The following is a 20,305-nucleotide window of genomic DNA, read 5'->3' on the forward strand; positions in this document are numbered from 1 at the left end:
CTTATTTTGTAAATTATGGGGTTAATAAAATCTTCCCAGTACTTTTTCGGCTCTCTAATAATTCATGTGCAAGAGCACCATCTTGTAAAGAGAATGTAGTAGGACTTGCAATGTTTAGTTTTCCAGTTGTAATCCATTCGAATAATTGAGAGGAACGCTCTTTTCGCTCTTCGTGAGTCGTAAGCACATTCCAGAGATCTCCGCCGGTTAAAGTCTTTGAAGTATCCATAAGCATACGTGGATCTACAGGCGTTGGATTACCGCCAGCCATTCCGTAAAATACGACAGTACCACCAACTTTAGTCGCTTTAAAGCTTTCTTCTAATGTAGAACCTACGGATTCATACACAACATTTACTCCGGCACCATTAGTTAATTCAAGTACTTTCGTATGCCATGCTTCAGTATATAAAAATACGTGATCAGCACCAGCTAACGTAGCTACTTGTGCTTTTTCTTTTGATGATGTAAGACCGATTACTTTTCCGCCCTGTAGTTTAATCATTTGGATGAGAAGCTGACCAACACCACCAGCTGCGGCATGTACTAAAGCTATATCACCCTGTTTTATTTGATAGCTATCTTTCGTTAAATAATGTGCTGTTAATCCTTGTAATAAGACAGAAGCGGCTGTTTCAAAAGAAATAGAGTCTGGAAGTGTAATTGCTTTTTCAGATGGAACGGCAACTAATTCTGCATTTGAGAATGGAACGTCAGCAAATGCAATGTGGTCTCCGGGATTGATAGTAGTAACGTTAGCTCCTACTTTTTCAACAATACCAGCGCCTTCATAACCTAATATATAAGGCGGGTTACCAGCGAGATGATAATCGCCGCGGCGTCTATAAATATCAGCGAAATTTAAACCGATTGCTTGCATGCGAACAAGAACTTCATTTGGATTTATGATTGGATCATGTATTTCTTTATATTGTAGTACATCTGGACTTCCAAACTGTTCGAAACAAAGTGCTTTCATATGGAATACCTCCATTTTATTGTTTGTCGATGCTATTTATCATACAATACAAATATCAATAGACAAAGAGGATTATTTCGATGGAATCAATCGGAAATACCGATTGAAAAGAGGGATGATAAATGGAGATAAAACAATTAATTACATTTAAAGTAGCAGCGGACACTTTGAACTTTACGCAAACTGCGAAGAAATTGAACTTTGCTCAATCGAGTGTAACGGCGCAAATTAAAACGTTAGAGGCTGAGCTAGGCACGCCATTATTTGAAAGGTTAGGAAAACGTCTTTTCTTAACTGAAGCAGGCAGGAAGTTTCAACTATATGCTGATAAGATGATTGCACTCAGTAACGAAGCGAAAATGGCTGTGAAAGATGATGAGGAAATAGCGGGTACGTTAATAATCGGTGCACAAGAAAGTCAATGTACATATAGACTTCCTTCTATATTAAAGAGGTTTAAAGCGCAATTTCCACAAATTAAGCTTATATTTAAACCAGCGCATTCCAATAAAGATGCGAAGGAACAATTGATGGAGGGAAAAGTCGATCTTGCCTTTATTTTGGACGAATGTAAAACAGAAGATGCTTTACATGTGGAGCCGCTTATGAAAGAAGAATTAAAAGTAGTAGCTGCTCCTACGCATCGTTTACTTGAGCAACCTTCCGTTTCTACAAAAGATTTAGAAAGCGAAACACTTTTACTAACAGAACTAGGTTGCTCGTATCGGACTTTATTTGAAGAGTTATTCCGTGCGGAAGATGTATACCCAGCAAATAAGATTGAATTTGTTAGTGTCGAGGCAATTAAACAATGCGTTATTGCAGATTTAGGTATAGCAGTTTTGCCAGCAATAGTAGTAGAAAAAGATATACGAGAGGGAACGATAAAGGAATTAGTCTTAAAGAATACAATCACTCCGATCTATACGCAAATTGCTTGGCATAAAGATAAATGGATGACAGCGCCACTGCAGCAATTTATTGAGGTGACGAGGGAGTCTTTTAATTAACGGGTGTTATAAGTGAGGAATTAATATAATAAACGATTAACTTATTTACGGAAAGAAAGAGCATGTTTTGAAATAGATTAATCAAAACGTACTCTTTCTTTTTTGTGTTTATCCCGCTATTTGTGGGCAGTAAGACTCCCACCTTAAAATTTGGCTGGAGCAAAGAAGTTAGGTGGGAGATCAACTGCCCGTAAACGCCCGATTGGTGAAGGCTAATAATCAGTGGAGGACGAACAAAGCCCCCACTGATTATTAGCCTTCACTTTATTAAGTTCAGTTGCAGTAATTAATTAACTAAGGTCTGTGTCAGGAGGAGTGTATCCGAGGTGACGAGCCATGGATACAATTTGACCTTTATGATGAAATTCATGTGTTTCCGCATGAGTTAAAAGCCATAACGGAGTTGTGCTCCAAGGTTCTTTTTGCCATTTCACTTCATTTGCTATATTTTCGAGCCAACGGTCATTGTATTCATCTAAAAAACGCATTACAACCTCATCGACTAACTTAAATCTAGCACGAACTTTCTCGACATCTGCATGCTCAATTTCATAATCACTAGCGAATGAAAAATCTGCTCGTTTTTGCTTGAATGCGAATGATCCAAGCCAGTATCGGTAGCAATCGGCTACATGAATATGGGTTTTTAAAATACTGCCACTTCCGAAATTAGGAACAGTGCTATGTAATTTTTCTAATGGGATTTCTTCCAAAAACGAAAATAGAGTTTCTCTTGTAGAGCTAATAAGATTATATTGTTGTTTTAAAATATGTAACATGAAATTAACACTCCTCTTTTATTTACTAAACTATTTGTGTAGTAAGTAATTCTATATGTACGAGAGGTGAACCTTTTTATTATTTTTACTAGGCATATTAGATGTATTTCTTCATTGTTTCTGATAGATTAAACAAGGTGAAACTTTAATAAGTTTAACATCCTTAGTTCATAATAAATTGTACATAAAAAAGGAGACGATAAAATGAATAGAATAATTGGTTTAAAACAATTTGAAATAACGCGTGGGGCATTACTTCAATTTATGGAAACGTTAGATGACAAAACTGCGGATACGCAGCCGGAGGGCTTTAACAATACAATTCGCTGGCATATCGGTCATGTGTTAACGGCAGCAGAAGTTTTCATGTTTGGAAAAGAATTTAAACAATTACCAACTGAATATCCAGGTATGTTTGGATATGGTTCAAGACCATCTAAATGGAAAACAGAAGGGCCATCATTAGATGTGTTAACGGTTCAATTAAAAGAACAAGCGAAGCGCATTCAAGAAATTCCAGCAGAAGCATTTGAAAATAAACTTCCAGAGCCATTTTTAGGGTTGGAAACAGTTGGAGAGCTTTACGGTATGATGCTTTATCATGAAGCAGACCATATTGGGCAAATGAAGGCGATGGAACGTATTATTAAGGCTCTTTAGTTTTGGGTAAAGTTAAATAATATATAGACAAAAAAGGGTAGATAATTTATTATCTATCCTTTTTTGTTGTTGAACTTCTTGAAGGATTAAGGATTATGAACGCTAATCATCGTGATGCTGATGAAGAAGGAAAGAAAACCAACCAACCAATTAGGATAAAGAAACATCCTAAATTTTATGGTAGTTATTATTTTTTTTGTATTACTTAATAGAAAAAAAATAATACAGAAGAAAGTATAAGGTTGCAAAATCTGTATGAAATAGGGTATTCCTAAATATGGAATATACGTATAATAAAAGAGAGGAACTAGAAAATGGGGGAATACTATGATTACATTGGAACAAAAGTTGGAGCAATACACACATACATATGCACAGTTAAAGGGAGAACTAAAATGGAAAACGAGTGATTCTCGAACAGGTATGATGATTGCTGCTATGTATGCAGGTAGTGATAAACTGTTTGATCTCGGACGTTTTTTAGAAATTAGTAGTTATATTAAGAATCAGGTAGGGATGTTTTCATACTTAAAGTCTTATCATCGCTTTGTGGTGTCCGCAACATTAGATATTCACTTTACAGATTACAAGGAAGCTTTTCAGAGGTTTTTAGATTTATATGAACAATTGGTCGCTGGTGGCTTTAGCCGGAGTATATTTACTTATCTCGCAGCAGCTGTGCTTTTAACAGAAGAAAATGAACAGCATGGCACGCACATTCAGCGTTCGATGCAAGTATATAAACGGATGAAAGAGGATCATCTTTTTCTTACAGGTACAAATGATTATCCACTCGCGGTTTTACTAGCAGGACAATCAGAGAATGTAGAAACACTTATGGACCGAGTAGAACGTCTTTATCAGAAACTAGCGAAAGCTGGTTTGCGTAAAGGGAATGATCTTCAGTTTTTAAGTCATATCCTCTCACTAAAGAAGGATGTCCGTGAAGAAATGTTAGTTGCAACATGTACAAACATATGGAAGTTGTTAAAACAAGAAAAGGTAAAAGTGAAACAGATGCATTATCCAGCTATCGGGCTACTAGCGTTACTTGAGGATGGAGAAAAAGAGATTCATTCTATTAAAGCGTTGATTGAAAAATTGCAGGGGGAGAAATTATTCCGTTGGCATACAGATACGAATATTCTTATTGCTATTCAACTGTTTGTAAGTCAGAAAGGTGAGGAGAGTAAAGCTACCAACACAGGTTTACAAACTATGATAGAAGTCCTCATACAAGCACAACAGGCAGCTATGATGGCAACGATTGCCGCTTCATCTGCAGCAACCTCTTCTGCTAGTACTAGTTCATAATGTGCAACTGCTTATGCTCTCGTAAATTATGATGAACCTATAATGCCTTTGATGAGGATGGTTTAAAAAAGGCCCATCACTCTCTAATGAGTGATGGGCTAACTGTTTTTACATAATCAGCATTATCTTTTCGACTGCTTCAAATGTTTGAGTTGTGTAACAATCATAATGCTAATAACAACGAGTAAAAACCATGAGCTAATTTTGCTTAAGTGAACGAGGCTCCATGTTTCCCGTTGATTTGGATATTGCCATGCTCCGAAGAAGGTAGCGATGTTTTCTGCAATCCAAATAAAGAATCCGATAAGGAAAAATGAGAGTACGAGCGGCATTTTATATGTAACGCCTCGTAATGAAAATTCCACAAATGTGCGAAAGAAAACAATGAATAAAATTAAAGTTAATACCCATCTAAAGTCATATAGAAAATGATGTGTAAAAAAATTAAAGTAAATCATTGCTCCTAGAGGTATTGCAAAAATAGCTTTCGGCCAATGATGCATTTGTAAATGCAATCTTCTCCACGCTTGGCATATGTAACTTGCGACACTCGCATACATAAAACCGCTGTAAAGCGGAACTCCGAAAACTTTTGAATACGCCTCTTCAGGATAACTCCATGAACCGAAATGTACTTTATATATTTCTAGTAAAAGGCCGATGAGGTGGAAGACAGTAATTACTTTTAGTTCGTCTTTCGTTTCAAGACCAGTCTTGTACATAATCCACTGCATAAGAAGACATACGATGAGTATGAAATCATATCGGTACAGCCCTGGAATCGAAATGATTTTTGAAAGAGCAAGTGTTAAAAAAATAACGACAGGGAACAAACAGGATAATGCTTGTTCATAAGTAAAATAGAGTAGTTGTTTTACATAAAACATGTTTTCACCTTCAGGGTTTTTATTTGAAAAATCAAAATAATAACTTAGTATATTACAAATTTGAAAATAAAACAGTACATCATTTTGCATGTATTTGGAAGTTTTAGAAGGGAATTGTAATAAGTGTTTTGATAGTTTAACAAAGTAAAAAAATAGTTTGCTATTTAAAAAAAGTGGGGATATAATATCTAAATGAAAATGATAATTATTATCAATAATGATTATAAATAAAAAATAATTATAAAAAAGAACTGAATATAAAGGATGAAATGAAACATGTTACATAAATCTACTGTACATGCTGGCAATAATCGCTGGATACATATTAAGTTCGTATGTTTCATGAGCTTAACAATTTTATGTTTAATCGGATCTATATTTTTAGCTATTGCATTCGGGGCAAAGGATATTCATTTGCAAACGGTGTGGGCAGCGGTTTTTGATTATAATCCGAAATTAACACAGCATCAAATTATTTATGAATTAAGGCTCCCAAGGGTAATTGGCGCAGCAGTTGTAGGAGCTGCTTTTGCAGTCGCTGGAGCTGTTATGCAAGGGGTAACACGAAATCCTTTAGCTGATGCAGGTGTACTTGGAATAAATGCAGGTGCGATGTTTGTAGTAGCACTTAGCTTTGCTTTTTTCCCGCATATGCCGTATTCCTATTTAATGATTGTCTCCTTTATTGGAGCAGTTTTAAGTACAGTACTCATTTTTATTATTGGATCAGCAACATCAGGCGGGCTAACGCCGATGAGGTTAACGATTGCAGGGGCGGTTATGGCCGCGCTTTTACATTCGTTAAGTTCAGGTGTCGCGATTTATTATGACTTAAGCCAAGATTTAGCGTTTTGGTATGCTGGTGGTGTTGCGGGGGTTAAGTGGGAACACTTGAAATTTTTAGTGCCTATTATTCTCATAACAATTGTTTTTGCGACAGCGCTAGGGCGATCTATTTCACTCATATCGATGGGGGATGATGTCGCTACAAATTTAGGTGTAAAAACGAACCGAACGAGAATACTTGGGATGATTATGGTAGTGATTCTAGCAGGTGTTTCTGTTTCAGCTGTTGGTTCCATTGGATTTGTAGGACTAGTCATTCCGCACATTGCTAGAAAATTAGTAGGTGTTAATTATCGACTAATTATTCCTATGTCAGCATTATTAGGAGCTATGTTATTAGTTTTAGCTGATTTAGGGGCAAGAACAGTAAATCCTCCTAAAGAACTTGCGATAGGGATTATGGTAGCTCTTGTTGGAGTTCCGTTCTTCCTCTATATAGCACGTAAAGTTGGGAGTGAGCTATAAGTGAAGAATCTTTTTAACAAGGATAAAAAGAAGGCTATTACTGTAACTACAATTTTCGGATGTATAAGTATCGCTGTAATTTTGATTAGCTTAAATACGGGGACGCTGAGCATCGCACCGCTCAAAGTAATTCAAACGCTTTTTGGCTATGGTGATTTTGAGAGTGCAACCGTGCTATACGATTATCGTATGCCAAGAATTATAATCACAATGTTAGCAGGTATTGGCCTTGGAGTTTCCGGTGCGATTTTGCAAGGGCTATCTCGTAATGCACTAGCAGATCCCGGTATTCTTGGATTACATTCGGGTGCTTCTTTCGGGCTTATTGTATTTGTTACTTTCTTTCATTCTATTAATGAGAGTGCATCGATTTTAATACCGTTATTTACATTTGGCGGAGGAGTGCTAGCTGCATTTCTTATTGTTTTGCTTGCGAGTGATCGGTCAAAAGGTTTACTTCCCATTAGACTTATTCTTGTTGGTATTGCAGTTTCAGCTGGTTTTAGTGCACTTTCGTTATTTTTCTCGCTCAAGTTAAATGATGAGACGTATACATTCGCTTCTAGGTGGTTAGTTGGTAACGTGTGGGGAAGAGATTGGATTCATGTCCTAGCATTATTACCTTGGATTTTGATACTAACTCCGTACGCATGGCTGAAATCCAAAACGTTAAATGCACTGTCACTAGGTGATAGTGTAGCAGCAGGACTTGGTGTATCTGTTCAAAAAGAACGGTTACTGCTTTTAGCTACAGCGGTAGGATTGTCTTGTGCAAGTGTATCAATGGCAGGGGGAATTGGCTTTATCGGCTTAGTTTCTCCGCATATCGCAAGAAAGTTAGTAGGTAGTACATATCAACATTTTCTTCCGTTAGCTGGCATAATTGGAATGATTATTTTAGTACTCGCGGATACGATAGGGCGATCTTTATTTGAGCCAAACTCTATTCCAGCTGGCGTAGTAGTAGCGGCTTTAGGTGCACCATATTTTCTTTATTTACTTACAAAAACAAAATAAATACTTCAAAGAGGAGAACATATGAAAAAGAAACTTACTATTTTATTTAGCATTATGTTTATTTTAGTATTATCAGCATGTGGTCAAACGAAATCTAGTGAAGAGGCAACTAAAAAAACTGAAAAAAGTAATGATCCAAAAATTGCTTCTATGTCTATTCATTTAACGAATAACTTACTTGCATTAGGAATTACACCGGTAGGTTCTGTAATTGGTGGAGATTTAAAAGATTTCTTACCTCACGTGAAAGAACAGTTGAAAGATACGAAGGAACTTGGCGTTGTAACAGATCCGAATATGGAAGCATTACTACAATTAAAGCCATCTGAAATTTATGTGGATGAAAAATATGCTGGCAAAGATTTAGCGAAATACGAAAAAATTGCAAAAACACATTCTTTTAATTTAGATGAAGGTACGTGGAGAGATCATTTAAAAGAAGTTGGTAAGCTTGTAAACCGTGAGAAAGAAGCAGATAAATATATTCAAGATTATGAAGAGCAATCAAAACGAGTAAAAAGTTTAATAGATAAAGAGCTAGGTAATAATGAGAAAGTAATGGCAATTCGCGTTACTGCAAAAGAATTACGTGTATTTAGTACGAAAAGACCGATGGGACCAATTTTATTCCAAGACTTAGGATTACAACCTGCAAATGGTGTAGAGAAAATTGATGGAAACCGTCCTTTCGAAGTAATTTCACAAGAAGTATTACCTGACTTTGATGCGGATGCTATTTTCGTTGTCGTAAACAGAGACGATAAAGCAAAAGCAGCATTTAAACAACTTCAAGAAACACCAATTTGGAAAGACTTAAAAGCTGTTAAAGGCAAGCACGTATACATTATCAATGACCAACCATGGCTTGACTATTCTGCTTTAGGAAACAAAATGGCAATGGATGAAGCGGAGAAAATGTTTACGAAATAATACAGTTTTACTATTAGGAAAGGCCCTCTAAATTTGGAGGGCCTTTTTATTGTTGTTATTGTTAGAATAAATGAAAAATTATACAATGAAGTTAATTCAATGCAAGGGAGATGTGCCAATGTCAGCGCTTATTGTGAGTATCCCGTTAATACAACAGTTCAAAGGACAAGGGGATAATAGGCCAGAATAATTGTCCCCGCTATTTTAAAAAAAGGGGAGTTTTAGATGACAATGAATCTTTTTCAAAATAAAACTATTAAATTATCAGCTATTAGAGAAACAGATGCTAAAGTAATGGCTATGTGGCAAGAGGATAGTGAGTATTTGAGAAATGTAGATACAGACTTAGCATTCCCGCAATCGTTACATGAAATAGCGAGTGATGGGCTATTAAAGGGACGAAGATCGAATAGTGTTTCTTTCATGTTAAGAACAGTTCAAGATGATCGCTTAATTGGTTTTGTTGCAATTCACGGCATAGAGTGGAATAACAGAACAGGTCTATTAGCAATTGGTATAGGAGAGGCAAATGATAGAGGAAAAGGGTTTGGGAGAGAAGCAGTGCATCTTATTTTAAAGTATGCGTTCTATGAAATGAATCTACACCGCGTCGGTCTCGATGTTATTTCTTATAATAAAGCAGCCATTGTACTATATAAAAAGATGGGATTTCAGATGGAAGGGTGTATGAGAGAAGCGGTTCAAAGGGATGGGAAGTGTTTTGATCGTATGATTATGGGGATATTGCGTGATGAATGGATGGAGCTGCAAGATTAAAAGTACATTCCATATTATATATGTAGTATGCAGGAGATATAACAATAATTGGCGAAATTTCACAGTGAACTGATTGAATTTATAAGGAGTTATGCAAAATGAACTTAGAAAAAAGTAAGCCAGTAAACGAAGAGGTCGCTGAATTAAAAGAACTAATTAAAGAATTGCACGGAAGTGTGCATCAACTTCAAAGTGAAGTGCAGCAACTAAGGCACGAAAGACCGGTTGTTGAAGTGAGAAAAGGTGTTCAATTATCACCGGCAATCATCGGGCAAATTGGTGGTATGATTTTAGGTGGATTAGCAATTATAGGTATATTTTGGTGATGGAAAAAGGTATGCGGCGTAGTGCTGCATACCTTTTTTGTTTGAAGATATAATTTCATATAATACAGCTTTTACATTAAATAACGTAAATATATATAAGCATGTGATAACAATAGAGCAATGATCGTTAAGGGGAAACCGATTTTTAAGAAGTCCATATAAGAGAACCCATGTCCTTCACGTTTTGCAATACCAGCAACGACTACGTTTGCTGATGCTCCAATTAATGTTCCGTTGCCTCCTAGGCAAGCTCCAAGTGATAACGCCCACCATAGTACTTCAATTTGCGGAGAATCGACAGATAGTCCGAGTCCTGTAGCTAAATCTTGAATAAGTGGAATCATCGTTGCGACAAATGGGATGTTATCAATTGTCGCAGATGCGATGCCAGATACCCATAAGATAAGTATAGCAGCGAAACCGATATCGCCATTTGTTACGTCGAGTACTTCTTTTGCGAGTGAAGAAATAAGTCCGATATCAATTAATCCGCCAACGAGAACGAATAGTCCGGCGAAGAAGAAAATTGTTACCCATTCAACGTGGGCAAATACATCTTCAATATCATGTTCTTTCACACCGATTAACATAAGAAGTGTAGCACCTGTCATCGCAATAACGGCAGCGTCTACATGAATAATAGAATGAAGTACAAAGCCTAAAATAGTTAGTCCTAAAATCGTAATGGATTTTAAAAGGAGGCTCTGATCTTTAATATAATCTTTTTCATTTAATGCCATTAGCTTTTCGATTTGCTCAGGTGTTGTTTTTAGTTTGTTGCGATACATGAAGTAAATAATGCCAAGTGTAACGATAGAAATAATGATTACGATTGGAGCTAAGTTTAGTAAAAAGGCATTAAAGTCTAAATGTTTATTAGCTGATCCAATCATAATGTTCGGCGGGTCACCAATTAATGTTGCTGTTCCGCCTATATTTGAAAATAGTACTTCTGAAATTAAATAAGGAACAGGATTTACTTTTAAAATACGTGTAATGGATAGTGTAACAGGTACGATTAATAATACGGTTGTTACGTTGTCCAAAAATGCAGAACCGACAGCAGTTAATAGGGATAGTAATAATAAAATGCGGATTGGTTTTCCGCCAGCTGCTTTTGCTGCTTTTATGGCTACAAATTCAAATACGCCTGATTGACTCGTAATATGTACGAGAATCATCATCCCAATTAAAAGGGTAATCGTTTCCCATTGAATATGCGATGTGAAAGCAGTATGTAAATCTACAATTCCAAAAATAATCATAATAGCAGCACCGAATAGTGCGATTACAGCACGATTCAATTTCTCAGAAATAATAAAACCGTACGTGACTAAAAATACGGCAATTGTAAAATAATATTGCCAATTTGCTACTTCATGTGCTGATTGTTCCAATCATGTCACCTTCTTTAAAGTATGTATTCAATTGTCGAAATGTATCTCGCTGTATTAATACGGGATAAAATATATTGTAGCAAATTCAAAAAAGAAAGAAAACTATTTAACAAAGTGAAGGAAAAAACATCAATTCTACATATGATATAAAAAAATAAAAAAACACAGTGCAAATTATTAGGAAAAGTGAGCGTTGTCCTCTAATATAGAGATAGCAATTTACATTATTTTTGCGTAAAATGGTTTAAAGAGGTGAATTCCGATGGAAATAGTAAAAGATAGTTCTCTTATTCAAAATGAAATTGAACGTTTTGTAAATAAAGATGTATATATTCATTTAGAAACGACGAATGGAGCGTATGCGTCACACTTTAATGAAAAGATGATGACAGTAGGAGCATTCATTCGAAATGCAATTATTCGCTTTGAGCGTGGGAAAATAACTGGAACAAACCCATACCGAGTTGGTTTGAAAATGGATCATGGCTGGGTATATGCAGAAGGCATTACGCACTGGGAAGTAGACGATAAAGAGCGTTTATTACTAGCAGGGCATGATAACCAAGGCCGCTTAGCGGTAGCGCTTGAGCTAAGCTTAACGCCATTTAAGTAAGAAGGAGGGAAACTTATGGAGAGACATGTACTTGTTGTATTTCCGCATCCAGATGATGAAGCATTTGCTGCGGGAGGAACAATTCGCTTATTAACAGATCAAGGAGTACCTGTAACGTACGCATGTGGTACTCTTGGACAAATGGGACGTAACATGGGGAAAAACGTATTCGCTAACCGTGAAACGATTCCAAATATACGTGAAAAAGAATTAAAAGATGCATGTGAAGCGATGGGGATTCAAGATTTAAGAATGCTCGGTTTCCATGATAAAACGTTAGAATTTGAAGATGTTGATTTTGTTGCCGATAAAATCGAAGCGATTATTCAAGAAGTAAATCCATCTCGAATTATTACATTTTATCCAGAACACGGCGTACATCCGGATCATGATGCATTTGGCCGCGCTGTAGTTCGCGCTGTATCACGTATGCCAAAAGAAGAACGTCCAGCCATTCATGCGGTTGCGATTACAAGAAATCGCGAAGCAGTACTCGGTGAACCGGATGTTGTAAATAATATTAGTGAAGTATTTGAACATAAATTAGCTGCACTAGGCGCGCATCGTTCACAAACGGAAGCGATGCTAGAAGAAACGCATGCAAAAATAAAAAACAAAGATGCAGCAACATTAAAATGGCTGCAACTTGAACAGTTTTGGACTTATAAATGGGAGTAGGCTAGAAGGGTACCTTCTAGTAGCTCTTACATAGAAAAAGCGCCGTCACTTGTGATGGCGCTTTTTGTGCTATTGTTTCGTATTAGCCAAATACATGAGCATGTGGAATTTTTCGTCTCTTACATGATAATCGAAATAAGGTCCTGGATCTGTACAGTAACCGATATTTTCATTTTGCATAATTTGAAATCCGTTAACTGATAAATTTTCTTCTAAGTATTTTGGATGTAAAATATGCTCATGGGAATTTGGATATAAGGCTGAAATATTTTTCAAGGATTTGGCCGAGTTATCATAATACGAGTATCCACCGACAATTGTTGAACTGTTATGTAAATAGTTTTTTAGAACATGACTTGGGAACTCTGGGTTGAGCAGTGAAAAATCAGTTATTGTAAAACTATCCACAAAAACATCGATGCTAAGCGGTTTCAATGGTAGATTTAAATCTGAATTCAAAATATAAAGGACGCGTGGCTTCGGATTCATACGCTCAATTCTATTTCTCACCTTCTTGAGCATTGCAAGCGAATAGCCACTGAATACATAGTTTGCGCTTGGTTCAAGAACATCGATATATTTGGGTAGTGATACAAAAGCATCAACGTTTGTTTCCACAATTAATTTGTTTTTCAAATCTATATTTTGTAGAACTTTTTGAAATCGAAAATTACTTTTTTCAAATAAGTTAATCATTTTGGGATTGATCTCTTTAATCGTTTCTTTATCGTAAAAATAAGATGGATAAGGAGACGTCTCGTACAAGTTCGCGGTAATGATAATACCCTCCTCGATAGCTGCTTCGTATCCACAGCTACAAGTTAAACTCCCCGTGTGAATGTAGACTTTTTTAATCGTTACATCTTTCATTTCAAGTGGAATGCGGCATTTTGGACAATAGAGAAAATTTACAAAGTCAAGCGGGATTCCTGTAATACTTTCTTCTTTGGATGAAGGCGAGCTAGTTTGAACCGCTTTTTCAATCAATTGGATAGCTTTTGATATGTCTTCTTTTTTCTTGGTTAGCTCGTCCTTTTTATCAATGAGCGAGTTGTTGTAGTAGTCGATATCCTCATGGTCCGAGAAGTTTGTGACACGCCGATATGATAAAATTCGTTGGATTTCTATCAATGAAAAATGAAATTTTTTCAGCTCAGTAATAAAAGTCATGTCGTCGAAACACAATTGGTTCATCTGATACTGAGTGTTTTTTTTGTCTGGTATTAATAATCCTAGTTCAATGTAATAACGAACGGTATCAGTCGTAACATGAAAAAGCTTCGCAAATGTACCAATTTTCATAGATGTACCCCCAATGAAAAAAGTGGAGTTACTCCACTTTTTTCGCAAAATGAATTCAAAAAACCCTCAAATAGCTATTGACTTGGAGGAAACACCAAGTCATATTATTAACTCAATAAGTTTGAATATTAAGAATATTTTTGACTGTATTGTAACATACATGTCACGAAAGGAGAAGGATTAGCTATGGATAAGATGGATCATATGGATACACTCTCACTATGGACAGCGACTGCAAACAGATATGACAAAGGAAAACCTCTTGAAGGAAATGAAGAGGCGGATGTTGTCATTATTGGCGCAGGTTTCACAGGTCTTTCTTCTGCATATCATTTGCAAAAGTTAGGGAAGAGTGTCATTGTCCTTGAGCAGGAAACAATCGGATATGGCGCAAGCGGTCGCAACGGCGGGATGGTATTGCCAGGCTATAAGTCAACGATGCAGGAGCTTGCCAAGAAGTATGGTGCTGAAGAGGCGAGGCAGCTTAACGATCTTTCTCTGCTTAGTGTTGAATTAGTTAAAAACATTATTGACGAGCATCAAATCAACTGTAACTTCAGAAAGACAGGTCACATTGTGGCGGCTTACAAAGCCAAGCATTTTGAAGGGTTGAAACTTGAAAGCGAATACTTAAACAAAAATTTTGGATATGAATGTAGCGTGCTTAATCGAAGTCAGTTGCATCAAGAAATTGATTCCCCGCAATATTATGGTTGCTTAGTCGACGACTCGAGTTACTCGTTCCAACCACTGAACTATGCAATTGGTTTGGGAGAAGCAGCTAAATCGATCGGTGCAAAAATCTTTGAGCATTCGAAAGCACTATCTATTGAGTACGGCCGAAATAGTGTGAAAGTTATTACAGAAAAAGGTACTGTTACAGCGAAAGACATTATTGTGGCTACAGATGGTTACTCCGGAAAAATTATGGCTGAATTGAATAAAGGCGTACTGCCAATTTCGGCACGTATTATTGGTACTGAACAGCTGCCAGAATCACTAGTGAATAGCGTCATTCCTAAAGATCGCATGGTTTTTGATACAAGCAGTTTCCTTTACTATTTCAGGCGTACACCAGATAATCGGATCATATTTGGCGGTGGCGATATTCGTCCAAACTTAGGTGATGCTGTTTATCAAAATGTTTACGATGCCATGGTTAAAATAATGCCAAAACTAGAAGGAAGCAAGATTGATTACAGGTGGGGTGGATTTATCGGGGTTACAATTGATACGTTCCCTGTTATCGGTAGATCCAAAGAAGGCGCATATTTTGCAACGGGTTATACGGGACATGGCGCGTCTCTCTCGACATTGTTTGGTAAGTTATTGGCACAATGGATCGTTACGGGGAGTGCAGGTGGATATCGATTTGAAAAAGAACGCCTTAAATCATTCCCATTCTATAATCAGAAAACGATGCTGGTCAATATAGCGCATATTGGTTTCAAACTGGTAGATATTATCGCGTAAAGGAGAGGTGTTTATGAAAATTAACATGTTCATTGACGGGAAATGGGTAGAAGCATTATCCGGTGCTAGACGAAATATTATCAATCCAGCAACCGGAGAGGTTATCGCAACGTCTGCTCATGGATCGGCGGATGATGCGAAGATAGCAATCACGGCAGCACGTAAAGCGTTTGACAGCGGAATCTGGTCGGATTTATCGGCTGATGAAAGAGCTAACTATCTATATAAGATTGCAGACCGTCTTGAAGAGAAGACAGCTGAAATTGCCCGTTTGGAAACTGCAAATAACGGTAAGGTTATCCGTGCAACAACCTATGTAGATATTCCTGTATCGATTCAATGCTTCCGCTATTATGCTGACTTGATTAAAGGTATGAAAAAGGAATCTTACACTCGTGATGATGCTTCAGAAACGATTATTATTCATGAACCGATTGGTGTTTGTGGACTTATTGTACCTTGGAATTTCCCGCTTATGTTAGCTGTTTGGCAAATTGCTCCTGCACTTGCCGCAGGAAATACAATTGTAATTAAGCCTGCTGACGTCACTCCTGTAAGCGTATACAAATTATTTGAAATTATTGAAGAGGTTGGACTTCCAGACGGAGTGGCAAACTTAGTATTGGGACCTGGCTCAAAGGTTGGGAATGAGCTTGCAGAGAGCCATGATGTTGACAAAGTAGCCTTTACCGGTGGAACAAAAACAGGTCAAAGTATTATGCGCGCAGCTGCGGGCAATATGAAAAAAATCACACTTGAACTGGGTGGGAAATCTCCACTTATTGTGTTCGACGATGTGGATTTTGAAATCGCAGTCGATAATGCGATGTTTGGTATTTTCCACAATGCTGGGCAAGTTTGTTCAGCTGCATCTCGTTTGCTTGTACAAGAGACTATTTACGATAAGTTTGTTGAAAGATTGGCCGAGCGTGCGAACAAAATTGTAGTTGGCAACGGGGAAAGTGAGAACATTGAAATGGGAGCTCTCACAAATGAGTCTCATATGAATGAAGTTTTACATTATATTCAGAGAGGAATCGAAGAAGGTGCAAAATTAGTTTGCGGTGGTAAGCGCTTAACAGAAAATGGGCTTGATCGAGGATTTTTCATTGCACCAACCATCTTCGCTGATGTAAATGAGAATATGTGTATTGTTAAGGAAGAGATTTTTGGTCCAGTTCTTGTTGTACAGAAATTTAAAGATGAGGAAGATGCCATCCAAAAAGCGAATGATTCCATTTATGGATTAGCCGGTGCTGTATTTACTGAAGATATGGACCGAGCAAAACGTGTCATTAGTAAATTACGTGCGGGAATTACTTGGATTAATAGTTATCATCTCGCTTATGTTGAAGGCCCTTGGGGAGGGTATAAGCAAAGTGGCATCGGCAGAGCGTTAGGTGTTGCCGGACTGGAGTACTTTATGGAAACGAAGCAAATCAATATCCACCAGCATGCAAATCCGGTAGGGTGGTATGCGAATTAATTGAGCTTAACTTGCTATATAAATTATTTGTAAGGGGATATGCTCATGAAAATAGTGGACAACGGTCCGTCATCGAAAATAGAGAAACGAGAAGTAGTGAATAAACCGATAGATGATTCAGTGCTGGGAACCAAGAGTATTCCGTTACTATATTTACGGTTTGCTTTGGCAGGAATTATGGCTAACGTAATTCTAGGAGTTGTATCGGTTATCGATGGCTATTTCGTCAGTGGCTTTCAGGAGCTGGAAATCGAAGGGATCGGAATTGGATTTACGGTCATGGTTATTACCCGTATGATTGGTGTTCTTTTAGGTGTGGGAGCCGGAGCGGTCATTTCACTTCGACTGGGGAAAGGGAAAATCGAAGAAGCTAGAAGTATTATGGGACAAACTTTATGGTTTACTCTTTTCCTGTCTTCTTTGTTAGCTATACTTGGGTTGGCCTTTGAAAATGATATTATGATTTTATTTGGAGCAAGTGATGAAGCACTTCCGTATGCGGTGCAATATAGCCGACTGCTATGGATTTCGTTGCCATTAACGATATTGGCCGTTGTATTAAGTATTTTAACTAATATCGATGAAAAGCCTATATTATCAATGAACAGTTGGTTAGTCGCAGCGGTTGTTGCTGGGACTATGGAATGGATTATGGTAGTGAAGTATGACATGGGGATGATGGGTTCTTCATGGGCTAATACGATTTCGCAATCGATTCCTGTTCTCCTAATCTTTTATTTCTGGTTTGGTAAAACAAAACTTAAGCCAAAAATGAAAGATATGATGATTAATTTCAAGAAGATTGGTGAAGTAGTTTGGACCGGCTTTGCATCTTTCTCGAGTCAGTTCATGATGTTTATTGCAATTATTTTCACCAACAACTTACTGCAAAGCTACGGTGGTGGTCTACACGTTGCAGCTTTCACGATTCAAAACGGTTACATTACAAATCTCCTCGCCTTAGCAGCGCTCGGTGGGATGACAGGGCTTCAACCGATTATTAGTTATAATTACGGTGCGGGCAACCTTGATCGTGTGAAACAAGCAATTAAGATGGGACTCATTTTTACAGTTTCCTTCTTTGTAATCGTGACAGCCATACTAGTCATTTTTGCAGATCCAATTGTGTCATTTTTTTCCGGTGGTAATCCTGAATTGCAGAAATTGGGCATTTGGACGACAGTTATATTCAATTGTTTGTTTACGCTTAGTGCAGTTAGCCTGCTTATCTCTGGTTATTTCGAATCACAAGAGAGAAACTGGTCCGCAACGTTTATTAGTGTAAGTAAAATATTGCTGTTCATGTTACCGTTTCTATTTATTTTCCCAAAATTCTGGGGTGTAGAAGGTGTATGGTACGCTGCTCCTGCTGCAGAAATTCCAGGTGTTCTCATTGCCATATACTTTATGAAAAAAGAGTTTAAACGTTTAAAAAATACAAATGTTAAGACAGTAGATTTATAGACTTATTCCTTCAAAATTACCAATAAGAAAGAGAGAGGATTGTCATGTTTTTTGCGAAAAAACTTACAGCAGAAGAAGCAGAGCAACTAGGTGCCAACGCATGGGAACCGTGGGTAGGCGAACCGAATAAAGGAACGTGGCATGTAGAAGAGCAGGAAGTTTTCTATGTGACAGATGGTGAAGTGTTTATTACTGTTGATGGAGAAAAGTATCATATTACAAAGGACTGGATCGTTTCCTTGGCTAAGGACCTTGTTTGTGAATGGGATTGCCCAGTATTTTTGAAAAAGAATTATAAGATGAACCATGAGATCCATCTGAAATAATGTGAAAATGTTGAAGAAATGTATGTAAATAAGTTTACATACCGTCAAATGAATGCGCTTTCTTTTTAGGGGCGATAACATAAGACGGTTATCTTAAAATAGGAGGCTTCACCATGGTAGTAATGAAAAATGTACAAACGTTGAAAAATTATATTGGCGGACAATGGATAGAATCCACAAGTAAGCAAGTTGAAGAGGTACCAAATCCAGCAACAGGAGAGATTATTGCTCGTGTGCCTCTTTCGACTAAAGAAGATTTAGATAGAGCTGTAGCAACTGCGAAAGAAGCATTCAAAACATGGAGAAAGGTCGCTGTGCCTCGGCGTGCTCGGATTCTATTTCGCTATCAACAGCTATTGATTGAAAACTGGGAAGAGTTAGCTAAACTCGTAACCTTGGAAAACGGAAAAAGTTATAAGGAAGCATACGGTGAAGTGCAGCGGGGGATTGAATGTGTTGAATTTGCCGCAGGCGCACCCACTTTAATGATGGGAGAGCAACTTCCCGATATTGCTACTGGTGTTGAATCAGGGATGTATCGTTATCCGATCGGAGTAATCGCAGGAATAACGCCATTTAACTTTCCGATGATGGTGCCATGCTGGATGTTTCCACTCGCGATTGCATGCGGGAATACATTTGTATTAAAACCATCTGAAAGAACACCGCTATTGGCTAATCGCATAGCTGAACTGTTTAAAGAAGCAGGTCTTCCAGATGGAGTACTAAATATTGTGCATGGTGCACATGATGTCGTTAACGGCATTCTTGACAATGAGGATGTGAAAGCTGTATCTTTCGTTGGCTCTCAACCTGTGGCTGAGTATATATATAAAACAGCAGCAGCTAACGGTAAACGTGTACAAGCTCTTGCAGGGGCAAAAAATCATTCAATCGTATTAAAAGATGCGGACCTTAGTTCTACAGTGAAAGAAATTACAAGTGCTGCCTTCGGTTCAGCTGGTGAACGATGCATGGCAGCGGCTGTTGTTGTCGTGGAAGAAGACGTTGCAGATGAGCTCGTTAATAGACTGCTTCAAGAGGCTAATGCAATTACGATTGGTAATGGTCTGGAAGAAGGTGTTTTCCTTGGTCCCGTTATTCGTGAAGTACATAAAGAGCGTACACTCGGATACATTCAATCCGGTGTAGAGCAGGGAGCGACACTTATTCGTGACGGACGTGAAGACGATGTAGCAAACAGCCAAGGTTATTTTGTTGGCCCAACGATTTTTGACAATGTGACACAGGAAATGAAAATCTGGCAAGATGAAATTTTCGCACCGGTTCTTTCTATTGTACGCGTAAAAGACTTGATGGAAGCGATTCATGTTGCTAATGCATCGCCATTCGCAAATGGTGCATGTCTGTACACAAATAGCGCGAAAGCTATTCGTGAATTCCGTGAAGAAATTGATGCAGGTATGCTTGGGGTCAATCTTGGAGTTCCTGCTCCAATGGCATTCTTCCCGTTCTCAGGTTATAAGAAATCTTTCTATGGTGATCTCCATGCAAATGGAAAAGATGGCGTAGAATTCTATACTCGCAAGAAAATGCTTACGGCTCGTTATTGAAA

Annotated in this window: 19 protein-coding genes and 1 pseudogene; 15 read left to right on the plus strand and 5 right to left on the minus strand. The window is 37.7% G+C overall.

What is annotated here, in order from left to right; genetic code table 11:
• Positions 1-13 precede the first annotated feature (13 nt).
• Positions 14-979: a quinone oxidoreductase family protein gene (locus ABH959_RS13425; RefSeq protein ID WP_061689243.1), complete on the minus strand. Its 966-nt coding sequence runs from the start codon at positions 977-979 to the stop codon at positions 14-16.
• A 122-nt stretch (positions 980-1,101) separates the two neighbouring features.
• On the opposite strand from ABH959_RS13425, the gene ABH959_RS13430 reads away from it, so the two are divergent.
• Positions 1,102-1,989, plus strand: a complete 888-nt coding sequence (locus tag ABH959_RS13430; RefSeq protein ID WP_113936022.1) for a LysR family transcriptional regulator — start codon at positions 1,102-1,104, stop codon at positions 1,987-1,989.
• Positions 1,990-2,279: 290 nt separating this feature from the next.
• Here the strand turns inward: ABH959_RS13430 and ABH959_RS13435 are convergent, their stop codons facing one another.
• Positions 2,280-2,768: a DinB family protein gene (locus ABH959_RS13435; RefSeq protein WP_113936021.1), complete on the minus strand. Its 489-nt coding sequence runs from the start codon at positions 2,766-2,768 to the stop codon at positions 2,280-2,282.
• 204 nt (positions 2,769-2,972) lie between these two features.
• Between ABH959_RS13435 and ABH959_RS13440 the strand changes: the two genes are divergently transcribed.
• Both ABH959_RS13440 and ABH959_RS13445 read left to right on the plus strand, forming a co-directional pair.
• Positions 2,973-3,428 carry a DinB family protein gene (locus ABH959_RS13440; protein ID WP_113936020.1) on the plus strand — a complete coding sequence of 152 codons (456 nt, stop codon included), beginning with the start codon at positions 2,973-2,975 and terminating at the stop codon, positions 3,426-3,428.
• Between the two features lie 277 nt (positions 3,429-3,705).
• Positions 3,706-4,742: pseudogene (locus tag ABH959_RS13445) on the plus strand (DUF4003 domain-containing protein).
• Positions 4,743-4,864: 122 nt separating this feature from the next.
• Here the strand turns inward: ABH959_RS13445 and ABH959_RS13450 are convergent.
• Positions 4,865-5,629 carry a DUF817 domain-containing protein gene (locus tag ABH959_RS13450; protein WP_002142605.1) on the minus strand — a complete coding sequence of 255 codons (765 nt, stop codon included), beginning with the start codon at positions 5,627-5,629 and terminating at the stop codon, positions 4,865-4,867.
• A gap of 276 nt (positions 5,630-5,905) precedes the next feature.
• Between ABH959_RS13450 and ABH959_RS13455 the strand changes: the two genes are divergently transcribed.
• The 5 genes from ABH959_RS13455 (at position 5,906) to ABH959_RS13475 (ending at position 9,990) form a co-directional block, all read left to right on the plus strand.
• The gene (locus ABH959_RS13455) at positions 5,906-6,940 is read left to right on the plus strand and encodes a FecCD family ABC transporter permease (protein ID WP_113936017.1); all 1,035 of its coding nucleotides are present in this window, start codon (positions 5,906-5,908) and stop codon (positions 6,938-6,940) included.
• Complete coding sequence (locus ABH959_RS13460) at positions 6,941-7,957, plus strand: FecCD family ABC transporter permease (protein ID WP_113936016.1); 1,017 nt, start codon at positions 6,941-6,943, stop codon at positions 7,955-7,957. It abuts the gene before it with no gap.
• 21 nt (positions 7,958-7,978) lie between these two features.
• The gene (locus ABH959_RS13465; RefSeq protein WP_404492704.1) at positions 7,979-8,887 is read left to right on the plus strand and encodes an iron-hydroxamate ABC transporter substrate-binding protein; all 909 of its coding nucleotides are present in this window, start codon (positions 7,979-7,981) and stop codon (positions 8,885-8,887) included.
• A gap of 225 nt (positions 8,888-9,112) precedes the next feature.
• Positions 9,113-9,664 (plus strand): GNAT family N-acetyltransferase, encoded by a 552-nt coding sequence (locus ABH959_RS13470; protein ID WP_113936014.1) that lies wholly within the window; start codon positions 9,113-9,115, stop codon positions 9,662-9,664.
• Between the two features lie 98 nt (positions 9,665-9,762).
• Positions 9,763-9,990, plus strand: a complete 228-nt coding sequence (locus ABH959_RS13475) for a coiled-coil domain-containing protein (RefSeq protein WP_002111012.1) — start codon at positions 9,763-9,765, stop codon at positions 9,988-9,990.
• A gap of 71 nt (positions 9,991-10,061) precedes the next feature.
• On the opposite strand, the gene ABH959_RS13480 is transcribed toward ABH959_RS13475, so the two are convergent.
• Positions 10,062-11,387: an ArsB/NhaD family transporter gene (locus ABH959_RS13480; protein WP_002014220.1), complete on the minus strand. Its 1,326-nt coding sequence runs from the start codon at positions 11,385-11,387 to the stop codon at positions 10,062-10,064.
• 262 nt (positions 11,388-11,649) lie between these two features.
• On the opposite strand from ABH959_RS13480, the gene ABH959_RS13485 reads away from it, so the two are divergent.
• Positions 11,650-12,000 (plus strand): YojF family protein, encoded by a 351-nt coding sequence (locus tag ABH959_RS13485; RefSeq protein ID WP_000407039.1) that lies wholly within the window; start codon positions 11,650-11,652, stop codon positions 11,998-12,000.
• A gap of 15 nt (positions 12,001-12,015) precedes the next feature.
• Positions 12,016-12,678 (plus strand): bacillithiol biosynthesis deacetylase BshB2, encoded by a 663-nt coding sequence (bshB2, locus tag ABH959_RS13490; protein ID WP_000439465.1) that lies wholly within the window; start codon positions 12,016-12,018, stop codon positions 12,676-12,678.
• A gap of 69 nt (positions 12,679-12,747) precedes the next feature.
• Here the strand turns inward: bshB2 and ABH959_RS13495 are convergent, their stop codons facing one another.
• Positions 12,748-13,980: a MerR family transcriptional regulator gene (locus tag ABH959_RS13495; RefSeq protein WP_002142594.1), complete on the minus strand. Its 1,233-nt coding sequence runs from the start codon at positions 13,978-13,980 to the stop codon at positions 12,748-12,750.
• A 186-nt stretch (positions 13,981-14,166) separates the two neighbouring features.
• On the opposite strand from ABH959_RS13495, the gene ABH959_RS13500 reads away from it, so the two are divergent.
• The 5 genes from ABH959_RS13500 (at position 14,167) to ABH959_RS13520 (ending at position 20,303) form a co-directional block, all read left to right on the plus strand.
• Positions 14,167-15,453 (plus strand): NAD(P)/FAD-dependent oxidoreductase, encoded by a 1,287-nt coding sequence (locus ABH959_RS13500; protein ID WP_002033464.1) that lies wholly within the window; start codon positions 14,167-14,169, stop codon positions 15,451-15,453.
• Positions 15,454-15,466: 13 nt separating this feature from the next.
• Positions 15,467-16,939 (plus strand): aldehyde dehydrogenase family protein, encoded by a 1,473-nt coding sequence (locus tag ABH959_RS13505; protein WP_113936013.1) that lies wholly within the window; start codon positions 15,467-15,469, stop codon positions 16,937-16,939.
• Between the two features lie 45 nt (positions 16,940-16,984).
• A complete protein-coding gene (locus ABH959_RS13510) occupies positions 16,985-18,403 on the plus strand; it encodes an MATE family efflux transporter (RefSeq protein WP_113936012.1) in 1,419 nt (472 codons plus the stop codon).
• A 44-nt stretch (positions 18,404-18,447) separates the two neighbouring features.
• Positions 18,448-18,729: a cupin domain-containing protein gene (locus ABH959_RS13515; RefSeq protein WP_033729945.1), complete on the plus strand. Its 282-nt coding sequence runs from the start codon at positions 18,448-18,450 to the stop codon at positions 18,727-18,729.
• A gap of 113 nt (positions 18,730-18,842) precedes the next feature.
• A complete protein-coding gene (locus ABH959_RS13520) occupies positions 18,843-20,303 on the plus strand; it encodes a CoA-acylating methylmalonate-semialdehyde dehydrogenase (RefSeq protein WP_404492705.1) in 1,461 nt (486 codons plus the stop codon).
• Positions 20,304-20,305: the final 2 nt, after the last annotated feature.

The sequence above is a fragment of the Bacillus sp. RC51 genome, assembly GCF_044908115.1.
Lineage (GTDB): Bacteria > Bacillota > Bacilli > Bacillales > Bacillaceae_G > Bacillus_A > Bacillus_A mycoides.